Origin of the sequence: Bradyrhizobium liaoningense (assembly GCF_018130825.1) — a bacterium.
Classification (GTDB): Bacteria; Pseudomonadota; Alphaproteobacteria; order Rhizobiales; family Xanthobacteraceae; genus Bradyrhizobium; species Bradyrhizobium liaoningense_B.
This window is the reverse complement of the sequence record NZ_JAFCJS010000002.1, coordinates 694,825-713,750: the sequence shown is the minus strand read 5'-3', so window position 1 is coordinate 713,750 and position 18,926 is coordinate 694,825. Positions and strand designations below refer to the sequence as shown.

The window sequence follows — 18,926 nt, the reverse complement described above, 5'->3', positions numbered from 1 at the left end:
GCTTGGACAAACGGTGGGAACGATGACTGAACAGAAAGCTTCGGGCGAGTTGAAGGTTGCCATCGCGGGCCTGGGCTCGATCGGCACCAAGGTCGCCAGCGCGCTCGATCAGGGCATCGAGGGATTGGCGCTGTCGGCTGTGGCCGTGCGCGATCCTGCGAAGCATCAGGCCTTCATCAGCGGCTTGCGCCGTCCGCCGAAAATCCTGCCGATCGACCAGCTCGGCGATGCCGCCGACATCGTGGTCGAATGCGTGCCGAGCAGCCAGCTGCGTGCGATCGTCGAGCCCGCGGTGAAGCGCGGCAAGGCCGCGGTCGTCGTCAGCGTCGGCGGATTGCTCGACAATTTCGATCTGGTCGATCTCGCCCGCGCCAATGGCGGCCGCATCATCGTGCCGACCGGCGCGCTGATCGGCCTCGATGCCGTCAACGCCGCCGCGGTCGGCACCATCCATTCGGTGAAGATGGTCACGCGCAAGCCGATCGATGGGCTCAGGGGCGCGCCCTTCATCGTCCAGAACAACATCGACATCGACAATCTGCGCGAGCCGCTCAAACTGTTCGAGGGCAGCGCGCGCGAAGCGGCGAAGGGCTTTCCGGCGAACGTCAATGTCGCCGTTGCGCTGTCGCTGGCCGGCATCGGGCCCGATCGCACCCAGATGCAGGTTTGGGCGGACCCCAGTGTGACGCGCAACGTTCATCGCGTCGAGGTCGAGGCGGATTCGGCGCGCTTCTCGATGTCGATCGAGAACATCCCGTCCGAGAATCCCAAGACCGGCCTGATCACCGCGCTGTCCGTGATCGCGCTGCTGCGCAAGCAGCGCGCCACGCTCTGCGTGGGGACCTAGAGCATGATCCGGAAAAGTGTGAAGCGGTTTTCCGGAAGGATCATGCTCAAACAATAGAGCCTTTACGCGCCCGTCACGCGCCAGATCACGTTGCCGACGTCGTCGGCCATCAGCAGCGACTTCTTGTCGGGGCCGATCACGACGCCGACCGGGCGGCCGTAGGATTCCTTCTCGTCCGGGGACAGGAAGCCCGACAGGATGTCGCGACCGGGGCCGGAGGGCTTTCCGTTCTCGAACGGGATGAACACCAGCTTGTAGCCGGACAGCTTGCTGCGATTCCACGAGCCGTGCTGGCCGATCACCATGCCGTCTCCGAAGCCGGGCAGGGTGCCCGCGGGCATCCAGCACAGGCCGAGCGAGGCGGTATGGCCGCCCAGTGCGTAGTCCGGTTGAAGCGCCTTGGCGACCATCGCCGGATCCTGCGGCACGCGGTCGTCCACCGTCTTGCCCCAATAGCAATAGGGCCAGCCGTAGAAGCCGCCGTCGCGCACCGAGGTGAGATAGTCGGGCGGCGTCTCGTCGCCGAGCCCGTCGCGCTCGTTGACGACGGTCCAGAGCACGCCGGTCGTCGGCTCCCAGGCGAGGCCGACCGGATTGCGCAGGCCGGCACCGAAGATGCGATGCGTGCCCGCGACTAGATCGAGCTCGTAGACTGCAGCGCGGCCTTGCTCGACCTCCATGCCCATCTCGGCGATGTTGCTGAGCGAGCCGACGCCGGCATAGAGCTTCTTGCCGTCGGGGCTTGCGAGCAGGCTGCGCGTCCAGTGCCCGGCCGGCTTGAAGGTGGTCAGCCGCTTGCCCGGCGCGGTGATGCGGTCGGCATTGGCGACGTAAGGGAACGCCATCACGCCGTCGGTGTTGCCGACGTAGAAGGTGTCGCCGACCAGCGCCATGCCGAACGGCTGGTTGAGATTCTCCATGAAGGCGCCGCGCACTTCGGCGACGCCGTCGCCGTCCTTGTCGCGCAAGAGCGTGATGCGGTTGGCGGACACGCCGAGCGCGGCGGCGCGCCGCATCGTCGCCTGCATCGCGTAGTGAAACACGCTGCGCGGGGCGCCTGCGACCTGCGTCGCCTCCGCGATCAGCACGTCGCCATTGGGCAGCACCTCGATCCAGCGCGGATGATCGAGGCCGGTGGCGAACGCATTGACCTTGAGCCCGGGCGCGACGGTCGGCTTATGGCCCTCGCGCCAGCCGCGCGCGGTCGGCATCTTCAGCGTCGGGATCGCGCCCTGCGGCTTGGCTTCGGGAATGGCGGGCGTCTGGCCCCAGGCTGGCGGCGGCTCGGTGCCCGTCATCTTGCGCCATTGCAGCGCGATGCCGCCGATGAACGCGACGAACTGCGCGAAGATACTGGAAAAGGTCATGAGAAGCCCCTGTCGAACCCTGAAGGCACCGTCCAACGCCGGATCGCCAAAAACCCCGCGCGGGCTCAGGCCTGATCGTCGACCTCTCCAGATCCACGATAGAATGTCGTCGTGCCTCGTTGCGCGCGCATCCAACTGGCTGGCGGTAAAAAGGTCAACCGTCGCGGAACTGGACGGACGTCTATTCCCGCGGAATGGCAGATGACCAAATTTGCATGGAGAGAAGATCAGCGGCCGATCTGCCGCTCCAGCCGCCGGGCCGCGCGAAAATCATCGAGATGATGGACGTTCGGCGTCAGCGCAGCTTCTTTGGATAGCAGGTGATAGACCCGCGCCACGGTGCGCTGCTTCTGCTTCGGCCGCCCCGGCGGCATCGCCCGCGCCTTGCGGGCGGCGGCGATCGCGTGCGCGCGAAAATAATCGTAGGCGTCCGACATGGCTCGATGCTCTGCGGGTGGTGCAGATGTCGAGGGGTAACGGGTGTGGGGAGGGGCGGTTCCCCTCGCTGTCGTCCCGGCGGAGGCCGGGACCCATACCGCGGAATCTATCTATTGCGATCGGTCGCAGTACCGAACGACGAGTCTTCGCCAAACTCCTCCCTGGGGTTATGGGTCCCGGCCTTCGCCGGGACGACACCGAGGGTGTGGCCGCTTTCTATGCTAGCGACGACAGAGCCGGAGGACCTGCTACCTCACCGCGGCGAGGTGAACGGGATGATCATCGGCACGCGGCGGCAGTATGCGCCGTAGGCGTCCTCGCCGAGCTCCTTGGACAGAAACACCTCTTCCATCCGGCCCTTCTGCCACATGCCGAGCGAGATCAGGATCGCGCCGAGGATCGTCGTTACGAGGCCGATTGCGATGCCGGTGACGAGCATGCCGAAGATCAAACCGGTGTAGATCGGGTGACGCACGATGCCGTAGGGGCCGGTGTCGATGACCCGGTGGTCTTCCTTGTGGGTGATGGTGTTGGACCAGAATTTTCCGAGATGCAGCCGACCCCACCAGGCAAAGGCGATGCCGGCGGCCGAGAGGACCGCGGCGATGGTGATGCCGGTGTTGCCGAGCACCCAGAGCGGCTTCCAGCCCAGGATCTGTGCAACCCACGGCGTGTACAGGATGCCGCCGACCAAGATCGGAAGGCGATAGCGCTGCGACTCCAGCGTCATGACCTGCTTCTTGGTCCGCCCCTGCCAGAACGAGGCGCCGACCCAGCTGGCGAGAAAGGCGAGCCAGATCAGGGCCAGGAGTTCGGTCGGCCAGGCCGTGGTCCAGCCACCCCAGGCGACAGAGAGAAGCTTGCTGAAATCGAAGGACATGAAGGTTCTTTGCGTTAGGCGGCGGCTTCAGCTCGCGCGCGAGGACAGCGCGTGATGCTCGATGGCGCCGGAGGGCTGCTGGCCGTTGCGGGCGAGCAGATGGGTGATGGTTTCGCGCAGGACCGGCTCGATCGGGCGCGGCGAATAGCCGAGCTCGGTGCGGGCCTTGCCGATCGAGAGGTCGCTCGCGGCAAGCGCGATGCGCACGCCCTCGGCGGTGCCGTTGGGCGGCCGGCGCGTGAAGTTGTCGGCCAGATATTCGAGCATGATGCCGGAGAGCTCGGCGATCTTGCCGGGCACGACGATCGGGAACTGGCGGCGGCCGCTCATCGCCGACATCATCCGCAGGATCCGCCCGAGCGGGACGCAGTCGCCGCCGAGGATGTAGCGCTGGCCGATGCGGCCGCGCTCCATGGTCAGCACGAGGCCCATGGCGACGTCGCGGACGTCGACGAGATTGACCAGGAAGTTGAGATGCGGCTGCACCTTCTTCTGCAGGAAGTACCAGAGCATTGCGGTCGGCGGCGTCAGATTGTGGTCGGCGGCGCCGATCGGCATGGTCGGCGTGCCGATCACCAGCGGAAAGCCCTCGGCCGCGGCCTTGGCGGCGTGATGCTCGGCGAGCGACTTCGACCGCGTATAGGCGCCCGGCATCGCGTCGGCCGGCTGCAACGCCTCTTCGGCGGGAACGCCGTTGAGGTCGGAATAGGGGAACAGGATCGATTCCGTCGAGCAGTGCAGGAAGCGCGACACGCCGCGCTTCATCGCAGCCGCCAGCACCACCTCGGTGCCGCGGCAATTCACGTCGTGAAAGTCCTGCTTGTTGGCGACCCACATGCCGGGCAGGCCTGCGAGGTGATAGACCTGGTCGACGCCGGACAGCGCGGTATCGACCGCGGCGCTATCCAGCACGGAGCCATGAACGTAGTCGACGTCGGCGTTGGCGGCGGCCGCCGGCTGGACATCGAGAACACGCACCCGCTGCCCACGGGCGCGGAGCGCTTCTACGAGATGATGTCCGATGAAACCGCTGCCACCGGTAACCAGTACGAGAGCCATGAAGAAGGTTTGCTGTTTCGCTTCTGGAGCTATCGGGTTGAAAGGGAATTGGTCGGAAGAGGCGCCAGAATCGCGGCAAGGTCGCGACGGAAGCCCAGTGCAATGAATAATTTTGCCATGACAAACATCGGTCCCAGCAAAAGATGCGAGGGAAACGTGAACAACGAGGCCTCGCGGCCCTCAAAAACCTTGTGGCCGATGGTCTGCGCGGCGAAGCCGAGCGCGACCAGGACGGCAAAAATCGCCCACATCGTCACGGTGCTGACCTGCGCCGCAATGGTCGACGCGATCGAGAACAGCACGATGGAGACGGCCAGAATGCCGGCCCCGAGCGCCAGATCGAGCAGCAGCCAGTAGATCAGCACCGGCAAGGCCAGGATCACCGCCAGGCTGACCTCGGACCCGAACAGCGCGACCTTCACCAGCGTCAGCGGCATCACCGCGCCGGTGAACAGCAGAAGGATGCCCACCACATGCATCGCCGTGTTCCGGGGATCACGATGGTACTCGACATAAACGGCAAGTTGGCGTTGAAAAAAGCCACCCATCTTGGTCTCATGCAGAACGGGGTCGGGGAAGGACGAACAGAGGCTATAGCACCGGATAGAGCAGTGCACAAACCGGCACTATTGTCGCGCAAGACCATACCGTCGCGCTGTGGGACAGGTCACAAAACGATCAGGACTTCAAAGGGTTCCGTCGGGCGCTTGGGAGCGTCTGCTTACCGCTTCTTGGCGGGCTTTTTCGCCGCAGGCGCAGTTGCCGCAGCCGGATGCGCGGGCGCGTCCTCGGGCAGCTTGGCGTAGGTCAGGATCTGCAATTGGCCGTTGACGGCCGAGGTCGGTTTGGCCCGGTCGAGAAACTGCTCCTCACCGAGGCCGATCGGATGCAGCCGCTTGGTCGAGATCTTGAACGTGTTCACCAGCACGTCGCGGATCGCATCTGCCCGGCGCTGGCTCAGGATCGCATTGGCCTCGCGCGTCTTCGAATTGGATTCGACATGGCCGACGATCAGGAAGGTGTAGGGCAGCAGCGAGGAATGAACCAGCGCGTCGGCGATGCGGCCGACGGCCTGGTAGGACGCCGGCTGGATGATCGGCGTGTCGGCGTCGAACTGGATTTGCGCGTTGAAGGCGGGCAGCTTGGCGAGGTCGGGCGCGATCAGCAGCCGGTTCACCGGACCCGGATCGTTCTTGATCCTGGCCTTGGCGCGCTCCATCACCTGCTGCTTGAGCGCGGGGAGGTCGACCTCGCCGGCTTCTTCGAAGTGGTTCAGCTTGCCGACGATGTCGTCGCGGGTCGGCGCCGCCGTCTGTGCGCGTGCGGCGCCCGCAAGCACGGCGAGACCGAGCGCGACGCATAGTCCTGCGGCGGAGAGCCTGTTCGCGCGCATCAGCGATACCCCGCGTCGTCGACGGCCTTCAGGCAGTTGTTGCTGATGCCCTTGGGCGTCGAGACCAGGCAGGGGATCGACTTGCTGGTCTCCTTGGTCGAGCCGCCGCAGACCTTGACGATCTCGCGCTGGCAGGCGTTCGCCACCGTGACGCGCGCGGCGACACGCTTCTGGATGGCGTCGAAGACGCCGAGATAATCGCTCTGGCACTGCGGCGAGAGCACGTCGCGGTTGCGCGACAGGCACTCCTTCAGCCGGGTCGAGTCCGGATTGACGCCGCGGCAATTGGCGACGATTTCCGCGCCGCAGCTCGCCGCCAGCTTCCCGATCGAATCGCCAAAGCTCATGGTCTCGGCCGCCGCAAGCGACGGCATAACCAATGCAAGCACGATCAATGTGATGGAGCCCCGGACCATGGGTTTATCTGATACGGGGAAGTTCGCGGTGGTCAAGGGCTGTTCGGGGGAGAACTGTCGAGAGTCCGGCGAGTGCGGCGAACAGTCCTCACTCCGTGGCCTCAGTGAGGGGAGGCCATTCGATCAGGACGGCCGTGTGGTTCCTGAGGTCCTCGGCAAATTCCGGGTCGGCCTCAAGCTCGGCCAGCGTCCTCGGCGGGGGAAGCCGGCCGCCATCCTCTGTCAACTCCTGAGCATAGAACGCGAGCGCTTCGGGCGCGTTCTCCAGGGCCTCGTCAACGTCGTCGCCGCCTGAAATGCAGCCCGGCAGGTCGGGAAACCACAGGCTAACGGCGTCCGGATCTGCGTCCTCGATGATGGCAACGTACTGAGCCACGTCAGGCCTCACGCCCGCTGCACAAAACTGTCCACGACCTTCTTCTCGCCGGCCTTGTCGAAGGCGATGGTGAGCTTGTTGCCGTCGATCTTGGTGACGCGGCCGTAGCCGAATTTCTGGTGGAAGACGCGGTCGTCGAGCGCGAATTCGGAAGTCGTGCCGGTGGATTTGGCGACCAGCTCGCCCTCGATCGTCAGGGGACCGCGGCGGCGCGAGGAGAAGCTGCCGAAATCCGGGCCCGACGACGAGGAGGACGAGAACGTCGCGGCTTCTTCCTCGAACCCGCCGCTTCGGCCACCGCTATTGCGGCCGCCGCCACGATTGCGGTTGGCCTGGGCGCGCTGCCAGCCCGGCGTCGTGTAGCTGGAGCCGAACGCCTCCATGTCGTCGAAGCGCGAGGCGCCGTAGCCGCCGGTGCCGCCCCAGGCCGAGCCGCCCTTGGATTCCGTGATCTCGACATTGGCTGCGGGCAATTCGTCGAGGAAGCGCGAGGGGATCGTGGTCGACCAGGTGCCATGGATGCGGCGGTTGGTCGCGAAATAGATCATGGCGCGGCGGCGGGCGCGGGTCAGGCCGACATGACCGAGCCGGCGCTCTTCCTCCAGGCCGGCGCGGCCCTGTTCGTCCAGCGTGCGCTGGCTCGGGAACAGGCCTTCCTCCCAGCCCGGCAGGAACACGTTGTCGAATTCGAGACCCTTGGCCGAATGCAGCGTCATCAGCGACACCGCGTCCTCCTCGGCGCCGCCGTCACGGTCCATCACCAGCGAGATGTGCTCCAAAAACCCTTGGAGGTTCTCGAACTCCTCCATCGAGCGCACGAGCTCTTTCAGGTTCTCCAGCCGGCCCGCAGCGTCCGCCGAGCGGTCCTTCTGCCACATCTCGGTGTAGCCGCTCTCGTCGAGCACGATCTGGGCCAAGTCAGTATGTGCGGTGACCTCGCGCTGGGCGCGCCAGCGGTCGAACTGCGCGACGAGGTCGCGAAGTGACCCACGCGCCTTCGGCTTCAGCTCGTCGGTCTCGACCACCGCGCGCGCCGCCTCGAACAGCGGAATGCGGCGCTTGCGGGCGTGGTCGTGCAGCATCTGCACGGTGGCATCGCCGAGGCCGCGCTTCGGTGTATTGACGATGCGCTCGAAGGCGAGATCGTCGGCCGGCGAATTGATCACGCGCAGATAAGCCAGTGCGTCGCGGATTTCGGCGCGCTCGTAGAAGCGCGGGCCGCCGATGACGCGATAGGGCAGGCCGAGCGTGACGAAACGGTCTTCGAATTCGCGCATCTGGTAGGAGGCGCGCACGAGAATCGCGATCTCGTTGAGCTTCTCGCCCTGGCGCTGGATCTGCTCGATCTCCTCGCCGATGCCGCGCGCTTCCTCTTCCGAATCCCAGGAGCCCGTGACCGTGACCTTCTCGCCGTCCTGGTCCTCGGTGCGCAGCGTCTTGCCGAGCCGGCCCTCATTGTGCGCGATCAGATGCGAGGCGGCGGCGAGGATGTGGCCGGTGGAGCGGTAGTTGCGCTCGAGGCGGATCACCTTGGCGCCCGGGAAATCGTGCTCGAAACGCAGGATGTTGTCGACCTCGGCGCCGCGCCAGCCATAGATCGACTGGTCGTCGTCGCCGACGCAGCAGATGTTTTTGGTCTTCTCCTTCTCCCCGCTTGCGGGGAGAAGGTCGGGATGAGGGGGAGTCTCCACGAGCTCGGTGCTCGGAGAGTCCCCCTCACCCGCCGCACTGCGTGCGTCGGCCTCTCCCCGCAAGCGGGGAGAGGCGAAGGAAGCAGACGACGGCGCCTGCGACAGCAGCCGCAGCCACAGATATTGCGCGACGTTCGTATCCTGGTACTCGTCGACCAGGATGAACTTGAAGCGCTGCTGGTACTGCCTGAGGATATCCGGGTGCTCGCGGAAGATGCGGATGTTCTCCAGCAGGAGATCGCCGAAATCGGCCGCGTTCAGGATCTTCAGCCGCTCCTGATAGCTCGTATAGAGCTTGCCGCCCTTGCCGTTGGCGAACATCGCGGCCTCGCCCGAGGGCACCTGCGATGGCATCAGGCCGCGGTTCTTCCAGCCGTCGATCAGGCCGGCCAGCATGCGTGCGGGCCAGCGCTTGTCGTCGATGTTCTCGGCCTGCAATAGTTGCTTGAGCAGCCGCACCTGGTCATCGACGTCGAGCACGGTGAAATTCGATTTGAGCTGCGCCAGCTCGGCATGGAAACGCAGGATGCGGCCGCCGATGGAATGGAAGGTGCCGAGCCACGGCATGCCCTCCACGGCGTGGCCGAGCATCTGGCCGAGCCGGTGCTTCATCTCGCGCGCGGCCTTGTTGGTGAAGGTCACCGACAGGATCTCGGCGGGGCGGGCGCGGCCCTGGCTCAGGATATGGGCGATGCGCGTCGTCAGCACACGCGTCTTGCCGGTGCCGGCGCCGGCCAGCACCAGGACCGGACCGTCCAGCGTCTCCACCGCGTCGCGCTGCTCCGGATTGAGCCCGGACAAATATTTCGGGCCCACCGAGGCGCGCGCACGCGCGGCGATGCCGCCGGCTGCGGGCTGGTGGTCGGGGACGCTGTTGATCTTGCTCGGCTCGGTCATGCGAATCATTTGGCCCCACGATGGCACCGCGGGGTGACGGGAGGGAGCCTTCTTAACAGGGATTGGTCCCTATATGGGGCGGCGATGCCAGGTTTTCCACGTACGTGGCGGGCCGATTTGTTCCTGCGGCAGGGGTGAATTTCGCCGTTATACGTCTCGGAACCATCGTTCCCGCGTCGAGATTGTCTGGGCAGGTGGCGCGGCCAGCCGTGCCGAGAGACATCAAGACGAGGGTTTGACCATGCTAGGCTGGGTTGTGACGTTTCTGGTTATCGCACTGATCGCCGGCATCCTGGGCTTCGGCGGCATCGCCGGCGCCTCGATCGAGATCGCCAAGATCATCTTCTTCATCGCGGTCGTGCTGTTCCTGGTCTCGGCCGTGATCGGCTTGGCACGCGGCCGAACCAGGATATAGCGGTGTTATCCTCATGGTGAGGAGCGCGGAACGCGCGTCTCGAACCATGCAGGCCCGACTGTGGCCTTGCATCCTTCGAGACGCCCGCTTCGCGGGCTCCTCAGGATGAGGGGCTAGAGAGGTCGGCTTAGCTACCGCTTCGAGGGCATCGCCACGCTGCGGCCGATGCCCTCGGGGCGCGACAGGGCGCTATGGGCCCTGGCAATGCCTGCGATGCGCTGCTGGATGTCGGGCGGAAACGACGCAACGCGCCGCGCCTTCATGTCCATGTGCAGCGACATGTTTTCCGATGTGGCTGACAGCCAGCCCTCGGTGCCGTGCCTCATCTCCTCGAATGTGTGCAGCCGCTTGTCGTCGGCTGCCAGCAGCCACACCAGGATCTGCACGGGATCGCCGAGATGGATCTCGCGCAAATAGCGCACATGGCATTCGGCAGTGAAGGTCGAGCCGTGGCGCTCTTTCTTGTAGACCGGGCCAATCCCGAGCTCGAGCCAGAACTCGTCGATCGCCCGGTCGAACATCACGTTGTAATAGGCCATGTTGAGATGGCCGTTGTAGTCGATCCATTGCGGCTCGATCTGCATGATCGAGGAGCGGAACGGCTCCGCGTTGGGCGAAGCGGCGGTCTCCGGCATGTGTCCTTCCCAAGCTATGCGTCCGGTCCCTTGACTTGACCGGTTATATGTCCTTTGCCACGGTTGTTCTGTCGGAGGAATTTCCGTGGGTACGACCATCACCAATAATCCGCCGCGGCCTGAGCCGAAAGCCCTCGCGAGCGCGCTGGAACAGCTTGCCGCACGCTTCGGCAACCGCCTCATCACCTCGCAGGCCGTCCGCGAGCAGCACGGCCATACCACCACGTGGATCGTCAACCAGCCGCCGGACGGCGTGGTGATGGCGCAGGAGACCGCCGACATCCAGGACGTGGTGCGGATCTGTGCGAAGAACTGCGTGCCCGTGATCGCCTTCGGCACTGGTACCTCGCTGGAAGGGCAGGTCAACGCGCCCGCCGGCGGCATCTCGATCGATCTGCGCGACATGAACAAGGTGCTCGCGGTGCATGCCGAGGACCTCGATTGCGTGATCCAGCCCGGCGTCACCCGCAAGGCGCTGAACGAGCACCTGCGCGACCAGGGCCTGTTCTTCCCCATCGACCCCGGCGCGGATGCTTCCCTCGGCGGCATGGCCTCGACGCGCGCCTCCGGCACCAATGCGGTGCGCTACGGCACCATGCGCGACAGCGTGCTGGCGCTGAAGGTGGTGCGCGGCGACGGCGAGATCATCACCACGGGTACGCGCGCGAAGAAATCGTCCGCAGGCTACGACCTGACGCATCTGTTCGTCGGCGCCGAAGGCACGCTCGGCATCATCTCGGAACTGACGATCCGCCTGCGCGGCATCCCCGAGACGATCGCAGCCGGCGCGGTGTCATTTGAGTCCGTGCACGGGGCGTGTCAGGCGGTGATCCTGGCGATCCAGACCGGCATTCCCGTGGCGCGCATCGAGCTGCTCAACGCCGCGCAGGTGAAGGCCTGCAACGCCTATTCGAAGCTGACGCTGCCGGAGACGCCGCTGCTCTTGATGGAATTCCACGGCAGCGAGATCGAGGTCGCCGAGCAGTCCAAGGCGTTCGGCGAGATCGCAAAGGACTGCGGCGGCGGCGAATTCTCCTGGACCACCAAGCCCGAGGATCGCACCAAGCTGTGGCAGGCCCGGCACGACGCCTATTGGTCGGTGAAGGCGCTGCGCCCCGGCGACAGCATCGGCGTGGTCGCAACCGACGTCTGCGTGCCGATCTCGCGGCTTGCCGACTGCGTCAGCGAGACCGAGGAAGATCTCAGGCGCCTCAATTTGTTGTCGCCGATCGTCGGCCATGTCGGCGACGGCAATTTCCACTGCTCGCTGGTCTGCGACACCAACGACGCCGCCGAGATGGCGCGCGGCGAGGAATTCATGCACCGCCTGGTCGAGCGCGCGCAGGCGATGGACGGCACCTGCACCGGCGAGCACGGCATCGGCCAGGGCAAGCAGAAATATCTCAAGGCCGAGCTCGGCCCCGAGGCGCTGGACGCGATGCGGGCGCTGAAAAAGGCGCTCGATCCGCTCAATATCTTCAATCCCGGCAAGATCGTGCCGGAGGTGTAACGCAGTCCGGGAACTTTCGGCAGCCGGAGCGGTTCCAATTCCCGACAATTTCCGATGCCTCAATGGCGCGGCTTTGCGGGAGGATGCGATGTTGCGACCGGTCATTGGAATTGCCGTGATGGCGCTTGCCTGCGTGCTGGCGGGGACGGCTCTGGGCAAGGGCGGTGGCGGTCACGGTGGCGGACATGGTGGCGGACATGGCGGTGGTCACGGCGGCGGGCATGGCCATCACGGCGGCGGCCATTTCCGTGGCCACGGCTTCGGGCATGCGCATGGGGGCGGTCATCATCGCGCGATGCGGTTTGCAACGGGCGGCCGACACGGTTCGAATTTCGGTCAGATCCGCAATGCGTCCGTGCGCCCTGCGAATTTCCGCAACGCTCTCAACCTGCATTCCAGCGCCTTCCGCAACGGTCGTCTGATCAGCAACCCGGCGGCGCGCGCCCAGATCACGGCGGCGGCCGCGCTCGCCGGCTGGCATGGCGCAAGCAGCGGATGGTGGCAGCATCCGGGCGGCGGTTATGGCTGGGTCGGACCGCTGTTCTGGCCGTTCGCCTATAACGATCTTTACGACTACACGATCTGGGGCGACGGTCTCGGCTTCTGGGGCTACGGCTATCCGGACATCTATGCCGGCCTCTTCGGACCCTACGGCTATGATGGCCTGTCGGCCTATCTGCCGCAGCGCCCGCAGGGACGGCGGCAAGCGCGAGGCGTTGCGCTGGATCAGCTGTGCGGCAGCGACCGGCGCGCGATCGTCGGTCTTCCGGTCGACCAGATCGCCGCGGCGGTGCAGCCGACCGAGGCGCAAGGCGCCAGTCTCGATGCGCTCGGCAATGCCTCGATCGACGCTGCAGCGCTGATCCGCACGTCCTGTCCGACGCAGGTCGCAGCGACGGCACCCGGCCGGCTGGCGGCGATGCAGCAGCGTATCGAGGCAATGGTGAAAGCCGTCGATCTCGTTCAGCCCGCGCTCGACAGATTCTATGGCTCGCTCACCGACGAGCAGAAGGCACGGTTCAACGCGCTGGCGGAAGATCAGCGTCGCACGACGGCGTCCAACGGCAGCGGGGGATCGCTGGTTCAGACCTGCGGTGCGCCTGCTGGGCTCGATTGGCCCGGCACCGATATCGAGGCCCGGCTTCATCCCAACGACACTCAGCGCGCCGCGCTGCAGGTGCTCCAGGACACCAGTGCCAAGGTCAGCGCATCGCTCAAGGCGGCCTGCCAGCCGAGCGAGGTGATGACGCCGCCGGCGCGGATGGCCGCGGTCCGCAAGCGGCTCGACATGATGCTCGACGGCGTCAAGTCGGTGCGCGCGGCGCTGGAGGATTTCTACGCCACGCTGAATGACGAGCAGAAGGCGCAGTTCGAGGCCATCGGACCACGTCGGACGTCCTGAATGCGCATCGAGATGGAGTGTGACGGAAAAATCGCCTCGCCGATCTCGGTGGGCCTCCCTATGCTCGAGGGAGGCTGAAGCGGCAAGATGACGGCTCGGAGATCGCGGATGGTGGTGCGATGACGTGGTTCGCGCGCGAGACGCGACAGGACATCTGGGACGAAGCCATCGAGGGGCCGCTCGGCGACATCGAGGCCGCCGCGCGCATTCGTGCGATCTGCGAGGCGGCGGCCGCGAGCGCGGCGGGGTCGGCGCGCAACGACAAGCGCGAAAGCGCGCGCTACGAGCGCGCGGCCAAGGTCGCGATGGAGATCGCGATGAAGATCTCGGATGGGTTGATGCGCGATGATGCGGTCCATCGCATCGTCGATCTCTGCATGGCGGCGGGCGATCTCAAGACCGCGCAGATCCTGTTTCGCGCGATCCATGCCAGCTGGATCCGCGAGACGGTGCAGCGGGATCACCCGACGCTGGCGCAGTAAGGGCGACTATTTCGCCAGCTTGCGCACCGCTTCCTCCACGCTGTGGAAGACGCGCTCGCGGGGCAGGGCGTCGTACAATCTGAAGCGCTCGAACGCGTCCTGCGCGCGCACCGATTCCAGCCGTGCCAGCGCGACGGTGACGCCCTGCTCGTTGCACGCCTTGAAGATGTCGAGCAGGATCTGCGCGGCGGTAAAGTCGATCTCGACCATGCCGCTCGCTTCCAGCACCAGGAGTTGCGGCGTCGCGGTGCCGAGCACCTTCGCCACGTCGCTGCGGAAACCCGGTGCGTTGAGGAACGAGAGCGGCGCCTGCAGCCCGATCACGGCAACGCCCTCGATGCGCTCGCCGCTGATGTGCGGATGGGTTGGCCACCAGATCGTGGTGCCCGGGACGCGCTCGAACTCGACCAGCCGTGCCCGCGTCGTGCTCCAGATGCCGTGCAGCAGCGACAGCACGATGCCGAGGAATGCGCCCTGCTGGATCGGCAGCACGATGATCAGCGCCGCGGTCGCGACGATGAGCAGGAATTCGCTTCGAGATTGGCGGTAGATCGTGGCGATCTGCTTCGTGCGGATGATGCGCAGCGCGACGAACAGCAGGATGCCGCCGAGCGCTGCGTCCGGAACGTGCTGCAGCAGTCCCGTGCCGAATACGAGCAGCGCCAGCACGATTGCCGCGGCCGCAAGCCCCGCGAGCTGCGATTGTCCGCCGGTCTCGGCGACGATCCCCGTGCGCGGCGGGCTGGCATTGACCGGAAACGCACCGAACAGGCCGGCCAGCACGCTGCCGGCGCCGGCGCCGAGGAAGTCGCGGTCGACGTCGGCAGGCTTGTCGGGATCGGACGGAAACGAGCGCGTGGTCGCGGCGGTCTGCACCATCACCACGACCGTGATGACGAAGGCGAGCGACACAAGATGCACCCAATGCTCCGGCGCAAGCTCGGGCAGGGTGAGCCGCGGCAGCGTGCCCGGCACGCTGCCGACCACGCTGACACCCTTGCTTTCGAGTCCGAGCGCGATCACGGCCAGCGTCGCGGCGACGAGCCCGATCAGCGCGCCCGGAATTTTCGCGCTGATCTTCTCGGAGATGAAGACCGTTGCGAGCACACCGAGGCCGATGCACAGGGTGAAGGGATTGCTGCGGTTAAGCTCGCCGGCAAGCACGCCGATGCGATCGAGCGTCGGCCCGCTCGGCGACTTCAGTCCCAGCACGCCGGGCAATTGCGACACGATGATGTGGACGGAGATGCCGGCGAGAAAGCCGACCATGACCGGCACCGACAGCAGGTTGGCGATGCCGCCAAGGCGGAAGGCGCCGCCGGCGAGCATCATCGCGCCGACCATCAGCGCCAGCGCGACCGCGTACCCCTGATAGTCCGGCGAGCCGACTGCGGCGAGCGCGGCAAGCCCGCCGGCGAAGATCGGCGTGATCGTGGAATCCGCGCCGCAGGAGAGGAAGCGGTTGCCGCCGAGCAGCGCGAAGCCGAGCGAGCCGGCCATGAACGCGAAGAAGCCGATCTGCGGCGCAAAGCCGCCGAGCCGAGCCGTGGCCATCTGCTCGGGGATCGCAATCGCCGCCAGCGTCAGCCCCGCCATCAGGTCGCCCGGCAGGGAATAGGAGGCGAGCGAGCGGAACAGCGGCCATGCGTGCTCTTTTGAGCTCTTGGCGTCGGCGTCGTGCGGCATTGATCTGGAATCCCGGAAGGGCTGGCGTTGGCCGATCAGACTACAGCATTTTCGGAAGGGGCAGATGGCGGATGTCCGCTGCGCCCGTGTCCCGGACGCGGCGCAGCGCGTAGCGGTGCGACGCAGAGCCGGGACCCAGGAGGCAGTATCACGCGATGTTAGATGGGCCCCGGCTCTGCAGCGCACCGCTGAAGAGCGCTGCGCTGCGTCCGGGGCACTAGAGTCGCATAGGCAGCCTCAGTACCGGCCGCGGTCGTTGTGATAATCGCCGCCGCGGCCGCCGCCACCCGTGCCCATGCCGAGGCCAATTCCGATGCCGATGCCTTGCATCACGGCGGCGGGCGGCGGGCCGCGATCCGGCGGCGGTGCGCGCTCGTAGACCACTACTTCAGGCGGCGGCCGGCGCGGCTTCGGCGGCGTCTCGACCACCTTGCGCTTCGGCGGGGTGTCGTCGACGCGCTTCTTGATCACAGGCGCCACGGCCGGGTTGACCGGGCTCGCCGGAGGCGTCGGCGTCGCGCACGGGCAGGTCGGCGCCATCGCGACCGCGACCGGAGCAGGGCTCGCCGCGACGGCAACCGGCAAGGCATAGTTGCGGTTCTGCACGCGGAGCAGCAGCCTGCGCGCGGTCGCCGCGAGATCGCTATTGTCCCAGTTCGTCAGATACGCCTCGAACGAGGCGCGGGTGTTGATCGCGACCGCGCGCTCCCAGGCCAGCATCTGGCGCCGGCGCTCCACCACCGTGCGCAGGCGCGGCGTGCGGGCGTCCTGCGTGTAGAGCTCGATATACGCCTGATACGCCTCCACGGTGTCGTCAGCGATCACGAGCTCATAGGCGGCCTTCGGCTCCTTGCCCTGTAAATCCCGGCGCCAGTCCGCGACGCTGCGCGAGCCGCTGGCGAGTGCCATGGCGGACGCACCCGGGAGAGCCGGCTGACCGCTGCTCTCGCCGCCGAAGAACTTGAAGTCGGTTGTCAGCGACGAGCTTTCCCAGGGGATCTGCCGTCCGTCGGTCGATTGCGCCACCGCGACGCGGATGCGCTTGAACACTTCCTCGATCGGCAGATTGGGCTGCTTGGCGATGGTCAGCGCGGCCGTGGTGTAGGGGCTGTCGACGCCGTTGCCGTCCTCGGCTTCGGCGCCGGGCGAGGTCGAATAGGAAATGAACGAGCCGGGCGCGCCGGCCTTGGTGTCGACGATCGCAAGCCCGTGGCCGGCGCCGCTGAGCGCGGGGAACGGGTTGTTGCGGCAGGCATCGAGCATGAAGATGCGCGCCCGTGTTGGCAGCGCGCCGAGCGTGTTGAGCATGTCGTTCAGCCGCACGCCCTGGAGCGGAATGTCGGCCTCGCGCTTGGGGTCGAGATCGACGGGCACCAGATAGTTCTCGCCGTCGATCTGCAGGCCGTGGCCGGCATAGAAGACCAGCGCGACGGTGTCGGCGCCGCTGGCGCTGACCTTGCCGGCGAAGTCGGAGATCGCCGCGCGCATCTCGCTCTGGCCGAGATTGGCTGCCGACGTGACGGTGAAGCCGGCGTTGCCGAGCAGCTCGGTCATCCCCTTGGCATCGTTGGCGGCATTGGGCAGTTCCGGCACGGTGCGATAGGCGGACTGGCCGATCACCAGCGCAAGCCGCGCTTCGGCCGCGGCATCTGTCGGCATCGTCAATTGTGTGAGTGCGAGAAGGCCGGACGCAAGCAGCAAATTGGAAAGGAGTGGACGGCGCATGATGTCACCTCCATCGGCAATGCGCGCGATGATGTCACCTTTTCTACGTCCCGGCCATGACACTGTCTGTGCGCTGGCTCACGTTGCGTGTGCGACAAATCGGGCAGGATGTCTGCCCGGCCGGCGCGTCCGGCCGTGCGCCGTCACGGCAGTCCGCGGTCCCAGGGCGCGACAGGCGCAAAACGCGCGGCGAGAAAGTCGATGAAAGCGCGCACCTTGGCCGGCGGACGGCGATCGGGCAGGTAGACCGCATGGACCGCCGACGTCTGGATCTCCGGCTGGTCGAGCGGGAGCGCGACGAGCGCGCCTGAGCGAAGATCGTCGGCGATGATGAAGGTGGGTTGCCGCGAGAGGCCAAGGCCGGCCAGCGTCGCCGCGCGCAGCGCATCGCCGTTGTTGGCACGCAAGGTGCCGCTGACCTGGACGCGGATCTCGCCCTCTGCGCCGAACAGCCATTCCGCCGCGCTCGCCTGCTGCGAGAGCGTGTAGCCGAGGCAATTGTGCCGGGCGAGGTCGGCGACGGTGCGCGGCGTGCCGTGCCTGGCCAGATATGAAGGTGTGGCACAAACCACGAGGCGGTTCGGCGCGAGCTTTCGCGCCACCATGCTGGAGTCGCGCAAGCTGCCGATGCGGATCGCGAGGTCCCAGCCTTCCTCGGCGAGGTCGACGAGGCGATCGTTGAGACCGAGCTCGACGGTGACCTCGGGATGGGCGGCCGAGAACTCCGCGATCGCAGGCGCAATCTGCCTCGTGCCGAACACGACGGGGACGTTGACGCGCAGCAGCCCGCGCGGCTCGACGCGTTCCCGCGCGATCGCGGCGTCGGCGGTCTCCATGTCGGCGAGGATGCGCTCGGCGGATTCCAGATAGCTCCGTCCGGCCTCGGTGATGGAGAGCCGCCGCGTGGTACGGTGGAACAGTTTTGTGCCGAGCCGCGCCTCCAGCGAGGCGACATGCTTGGTCACCATGGTCTGCGACAGGCCCATGGTCCGGGCCGCACCGGAGAGACTGCCGGCCGCGGCGACCTTCGCGAAGACTTCCAGGCTGGTCAGACGGTCGAGCAAAACCTATCTCACTCTATTGGTGTGAAGTATATTTCAAAAATAGCAGATTATCATCGAATCGAGAATAGATCATGTTGCGCCGCAAAGGAGACCGCCATGATCGATTCCCGTACCGCCCCTTACGCCGCACTGGTGCTGCGCGTGACCCTGGGCGCGCTGTTCCTGGCCCATGCCAGCCTGAAGCTGTTCGTGTTCACCCCGGCCGGCACCGCAAAGTTCTTTGGCAGCCTCGGCTTCCCGCCCGAGCTCGCTTATCTCATCATGACCGTGGAAGTGCTCAGCGGCGTCGCGCTGATCCTCGGCGTCTGGACCCGCTATGCGGCGCTGGCCGGCATTCCGATCCTGCTCGGCGCAATCTTCACGGTGCACGGCGCGGCCGGCTTCTTCTTCACCAATCCGAAGGGCGGCTGGGAATTCCCCGCCTTCTGGGCGATCGCGCTCGTGGCGCAGGCCCTGCTCGGCGACGGCGCCTACGCGCTGCGTCCCTCGCGTGATGTCCAGGCTGCGGGCGGCCAGCTCAGCGGCGCGCATTCGCGCTGACGTCACCGCATTCGCTCCAATGTTGCGAGCCGCGGGATCACGATCCCGCGGCTTTCGTTTGTCTGCTTCGTACAATCCAATCGATATGCGTTCGGCATTGATC

General features: G+C 66.3%; 19 protein-coding genes. 6 read left to right on the top strand and 13 right to left on the bottom strand.

Features of this window, described 5'->3' with window-relative positions; genetic code table 11:
- Positions 1 to 22 precede the first annotated feature (22 nt).
- Positions 23 to 847 carry an aspartate dehydrogenase gene (locus tag JQ603_RS11770; RefSeq protein WP_212339629.1) on the top strand — a complete coding sequence of 275 codons (825 nt, stop codon included), beginning with the start codon at positions 23 to 25 and terminating at the stop codon, positions 845 to 847.
- Between the two features lie 62 nt (positions 848 to 909).
- On the opposite strand, the gene JQ603_RS11765 is transcribed toward JQ603_RS11770, so the two are convergent.
- The 9 genes from JQ603_RS11765 to JQ603_RS11725 form a co-directional block, all read right to left on the bottom strand.
- Entirely contained in the window at positions 910 to 2,214 is a 1,305-nt protein-coding gene (locus JQ603_RS11765; RefSeq protein ID WP_212339628.1) for a PQQ-dependent sugar dehydrogenase, read from the bottom strand.
- Between the two features lie 227 nt (positions 2,215 to 2,441).
- Positions 2,442 to 2,651: a hypothetical protein gene (locus JQ603_RS11760; protein WP_212339627.1), complete on the bottom strand. Its 210-nt coding sequence runs from the start codon at positions 2,649 to 2,651 to the stop codon at positions 2,442 to 2,444.
- A gap of 254 nt (positions 2,652 to 2,905) precedes the next feature.
- Complete coding sequence (locus JQ603_RS11755; protein ID WP_212339626.1) at positions 2,906 to 3,532, bottom strand: methyltransferase family protein; 627 nt, start codon at positions 3,530 to 3,532, stop codon at positions 2,906 to 2,908.
- Positions 3,533 to 3,559: 27 nt separating this feature from the next.
- The gene (locus tag JQ603_RS11750) at positions 3,560 to 4,591 is read right to left on the bottom strand and encodes an NAD-dependent epimerase/dehydratase family protein (protein WP_212339625.1); all 1,032 of its coding nucleotides are present in this window, start codon (positions 4,589 to 4,591) and stop codon (positions 3,560 to 3,562) included.
- Positions 4,592 to 4,620: 29 nt separating this feature from the next.
- On the bottom strand, positions 4,621 to 5,139 hold the full coding sequence (locus JQ603_RS11745; RefSeq protein ID WP_212339624.1) for a DUF962 domain-containing protein: 519 nt from the start codon (positions 5,137 to 5,139) through the stop codon (positions 4,621 to 4,623).
- Between the two features lie 173 nt (positions 5,140 to 5,312).
- On the bottom strand, positions 5,313 to 5,984 hold the full coding sequence (locus JQ603_RS11740; protein ID WP_212339623.1) for an OmpA family protein: 672 nt from the start codon (positions 5,982 to 5,984) through the stop codon (positions 5,313 to 5,315).
- Entirely contained in the window at positions 5,984 to 6,400 is a 417-nt protein-coding gene (locus JQ603_RS11735) for a hypothetical protein (RefSeq protein ID WP_018640896.1), read from the bottom strand. The genes JQ603_RS11740 and JQ603_RS11735 overlap by 1 nt, the downstream gene beginning before the upstream one ends.
- A gap of 88 nt (positions 6,401 to 6,488) precedes the next feature.
- The gene (locus tag JQ603_RS11730) at positions 6,489 to 6,776 is read right to left on the bottom strand and encodes a type II toxin-antitoxin system HicB family antitoxin (RefSeq protein WP_212339622.1); all 288 of its coding nucleotides are present in this window, start codon (positions 6,774 to 6,776) and stop codon (positions 6,489 to 6,491) included.
- 8 nt (positions 6,777 to 6,784) lie between these two features.
- The gene (locus JQ603_RS11725; RefSeq protein WP_212339621.1) at positions 6,785 to 9,373 is read right to left on the bottom strand and encodes an ATP-dependent helicase; all 2,589 of its coding nucleotides are present in this window, start codon (positions 9,371 to 9,373) and stop codon (positions 6,785 to 6,787) included.
- A gap of 232 nt (positions 9,374 to 9,605) precedes the next feature.
- Between JQ603_RS11725 and JQ603_RS11720 the strand changes: the two genes are divergently transcribed.
- The gene (locus JQ603_RS11720) at positions 9,606 to 9,779 is read left to right on the top strand and encodes a DUF1328 domain-containing protein (protein ID WP_212339620.1); all 174 of its coding nucleotides are present in this window, start codon (positions 9,606 to 9,608) and stop codon (positions 9,777 to 9,779) included.
- A 131-nt stretch (positions 9,780 to 9,910) separates the two neighbouring features.
- On the opposite strand, the gene JQ603_RS11715 is transcribed toward JQ603_RS11720, so the two are convergent.
- Positions 9,911 to 10,414 carry a thioesterase family protein gene (locus JQ603_RS11715; RefSeq protein ID WP_212339619.1) on the bottom strand — a complete coding sequence of 168 codons (504 nt, stop codon included), beginning with the start codon at positions 10,412 to 10,414 and terminating at the stop codon, positions 9,911 to 9,913.
- Between the two features lie 85 nt (positions 10,415 to 10,499).
- Between JQ603_RS11715 and JQ603_RS11710 the strand changes: the two genes are divergently transcribed.
- From JQ603_RS11710 to JQ603_RS11700, 3 genes are all read left to right on the top strand, one after another.
- The gene (locus JQ603_RS11710; RefSeq protein ID WP_212339618.1) at positions 10,500 to 11,924 is read left to right on the top strand and encodes an FAD-binding oxidoreductase; all 1,425 of its coding nucleotides are present in this window, start codon (positions 10,500 to 10,502) and stop codon (positions 11,922 to 11,924) included.
- Between the two features lie 88 nt (positions 11,925 to 12,012).
- Positions 12,013 to 13,326, top strand: a complete 1,314-nt coding sequence (locus tag JQ603_RS11705) for a Spy/CpxP family protein refolding chaperone (protein WP_212339617.1) — start codon at positions 12,013 to 12,015, stop codon at positions 13,324 to 13,326.
- Between the two features lie 119 nt (positions 13,327 to 13,445).
- A complete protein-coding gene (locus JQ603_RS11700) occupies positions 13,446 to 13,808 on the top strand; it encodes a hypothetical protein (RefSeq protein ID WP_212339616.1) in 363 nt (120 codons plus the stop codon).
- Between the two features lie 6 nt (positions 13,809 to 13,814).
- Here JQ603_RS11700 and JQ603_RS11695 read toward each other — a convergent pair whose 3' ends face one another.
- The 3 genes from JQ603_RS11695 to JQ603_RS11685 all read right to left on the bottom strand — a co-directional run bounded on the left by JQ603_RS11695 (position 13,815) and on the right by JQ603_RS11685 (position 18,283).
- Complete coding sequence (locus JQ603_RS11695) at positions 13,815 to 15,494, bottom strand: SulP family inorganic anion transporter (protein WP_212339615.1); 1,680 nt, start codon at positions 15,492 to 15,494, stop codon at positions 13,815 to 13,817.
- 237 nt (positions 15,495 to 15,731) lie between these two features.
- Complete coding sequence (locus tag JQ603_RS11690; RefSeq protein ID WP_212339614.1) at positions 15,732 to 17,219, bottom strand: caspase family protein; 1,488 nt, start codon at positions 17,217 to 17,219, stop codon at positions 15,732 to 15,734.
- 143 nt (positions 17,220 to 17,362) lie between these two features.
- A complete protein-coding gene (locus JQ603_RS11685) occupies positions 17,363 to 18,283 on the bottom strand; it encodes a LysR family transcriptional regulator (protein WP_212339613.1) in 921 nt (306 codons plus the stop codon).
- 96 nt (positions 18,284 to 18,379) lie between these two features.
- Between JQ603_RS11685 and JQ603_RS11680 the strand changes: the two genes are divergently transcribed.
- Positions 18,380 to 18,823 carry a DoxX family protein gene (locus JQ603_RS11680; RefSeq protein WP_212339612.1) on the top strand — a complete coding sequence of 148 codons (444 nt, stop codon included), beginning with the start codon at positions 18,380 to 18,382 and terminating at the stop codon, positions 18,821 to 18,823.
- Positions 18,824 to 18,926: the final 103 nt, after the last annotated feature.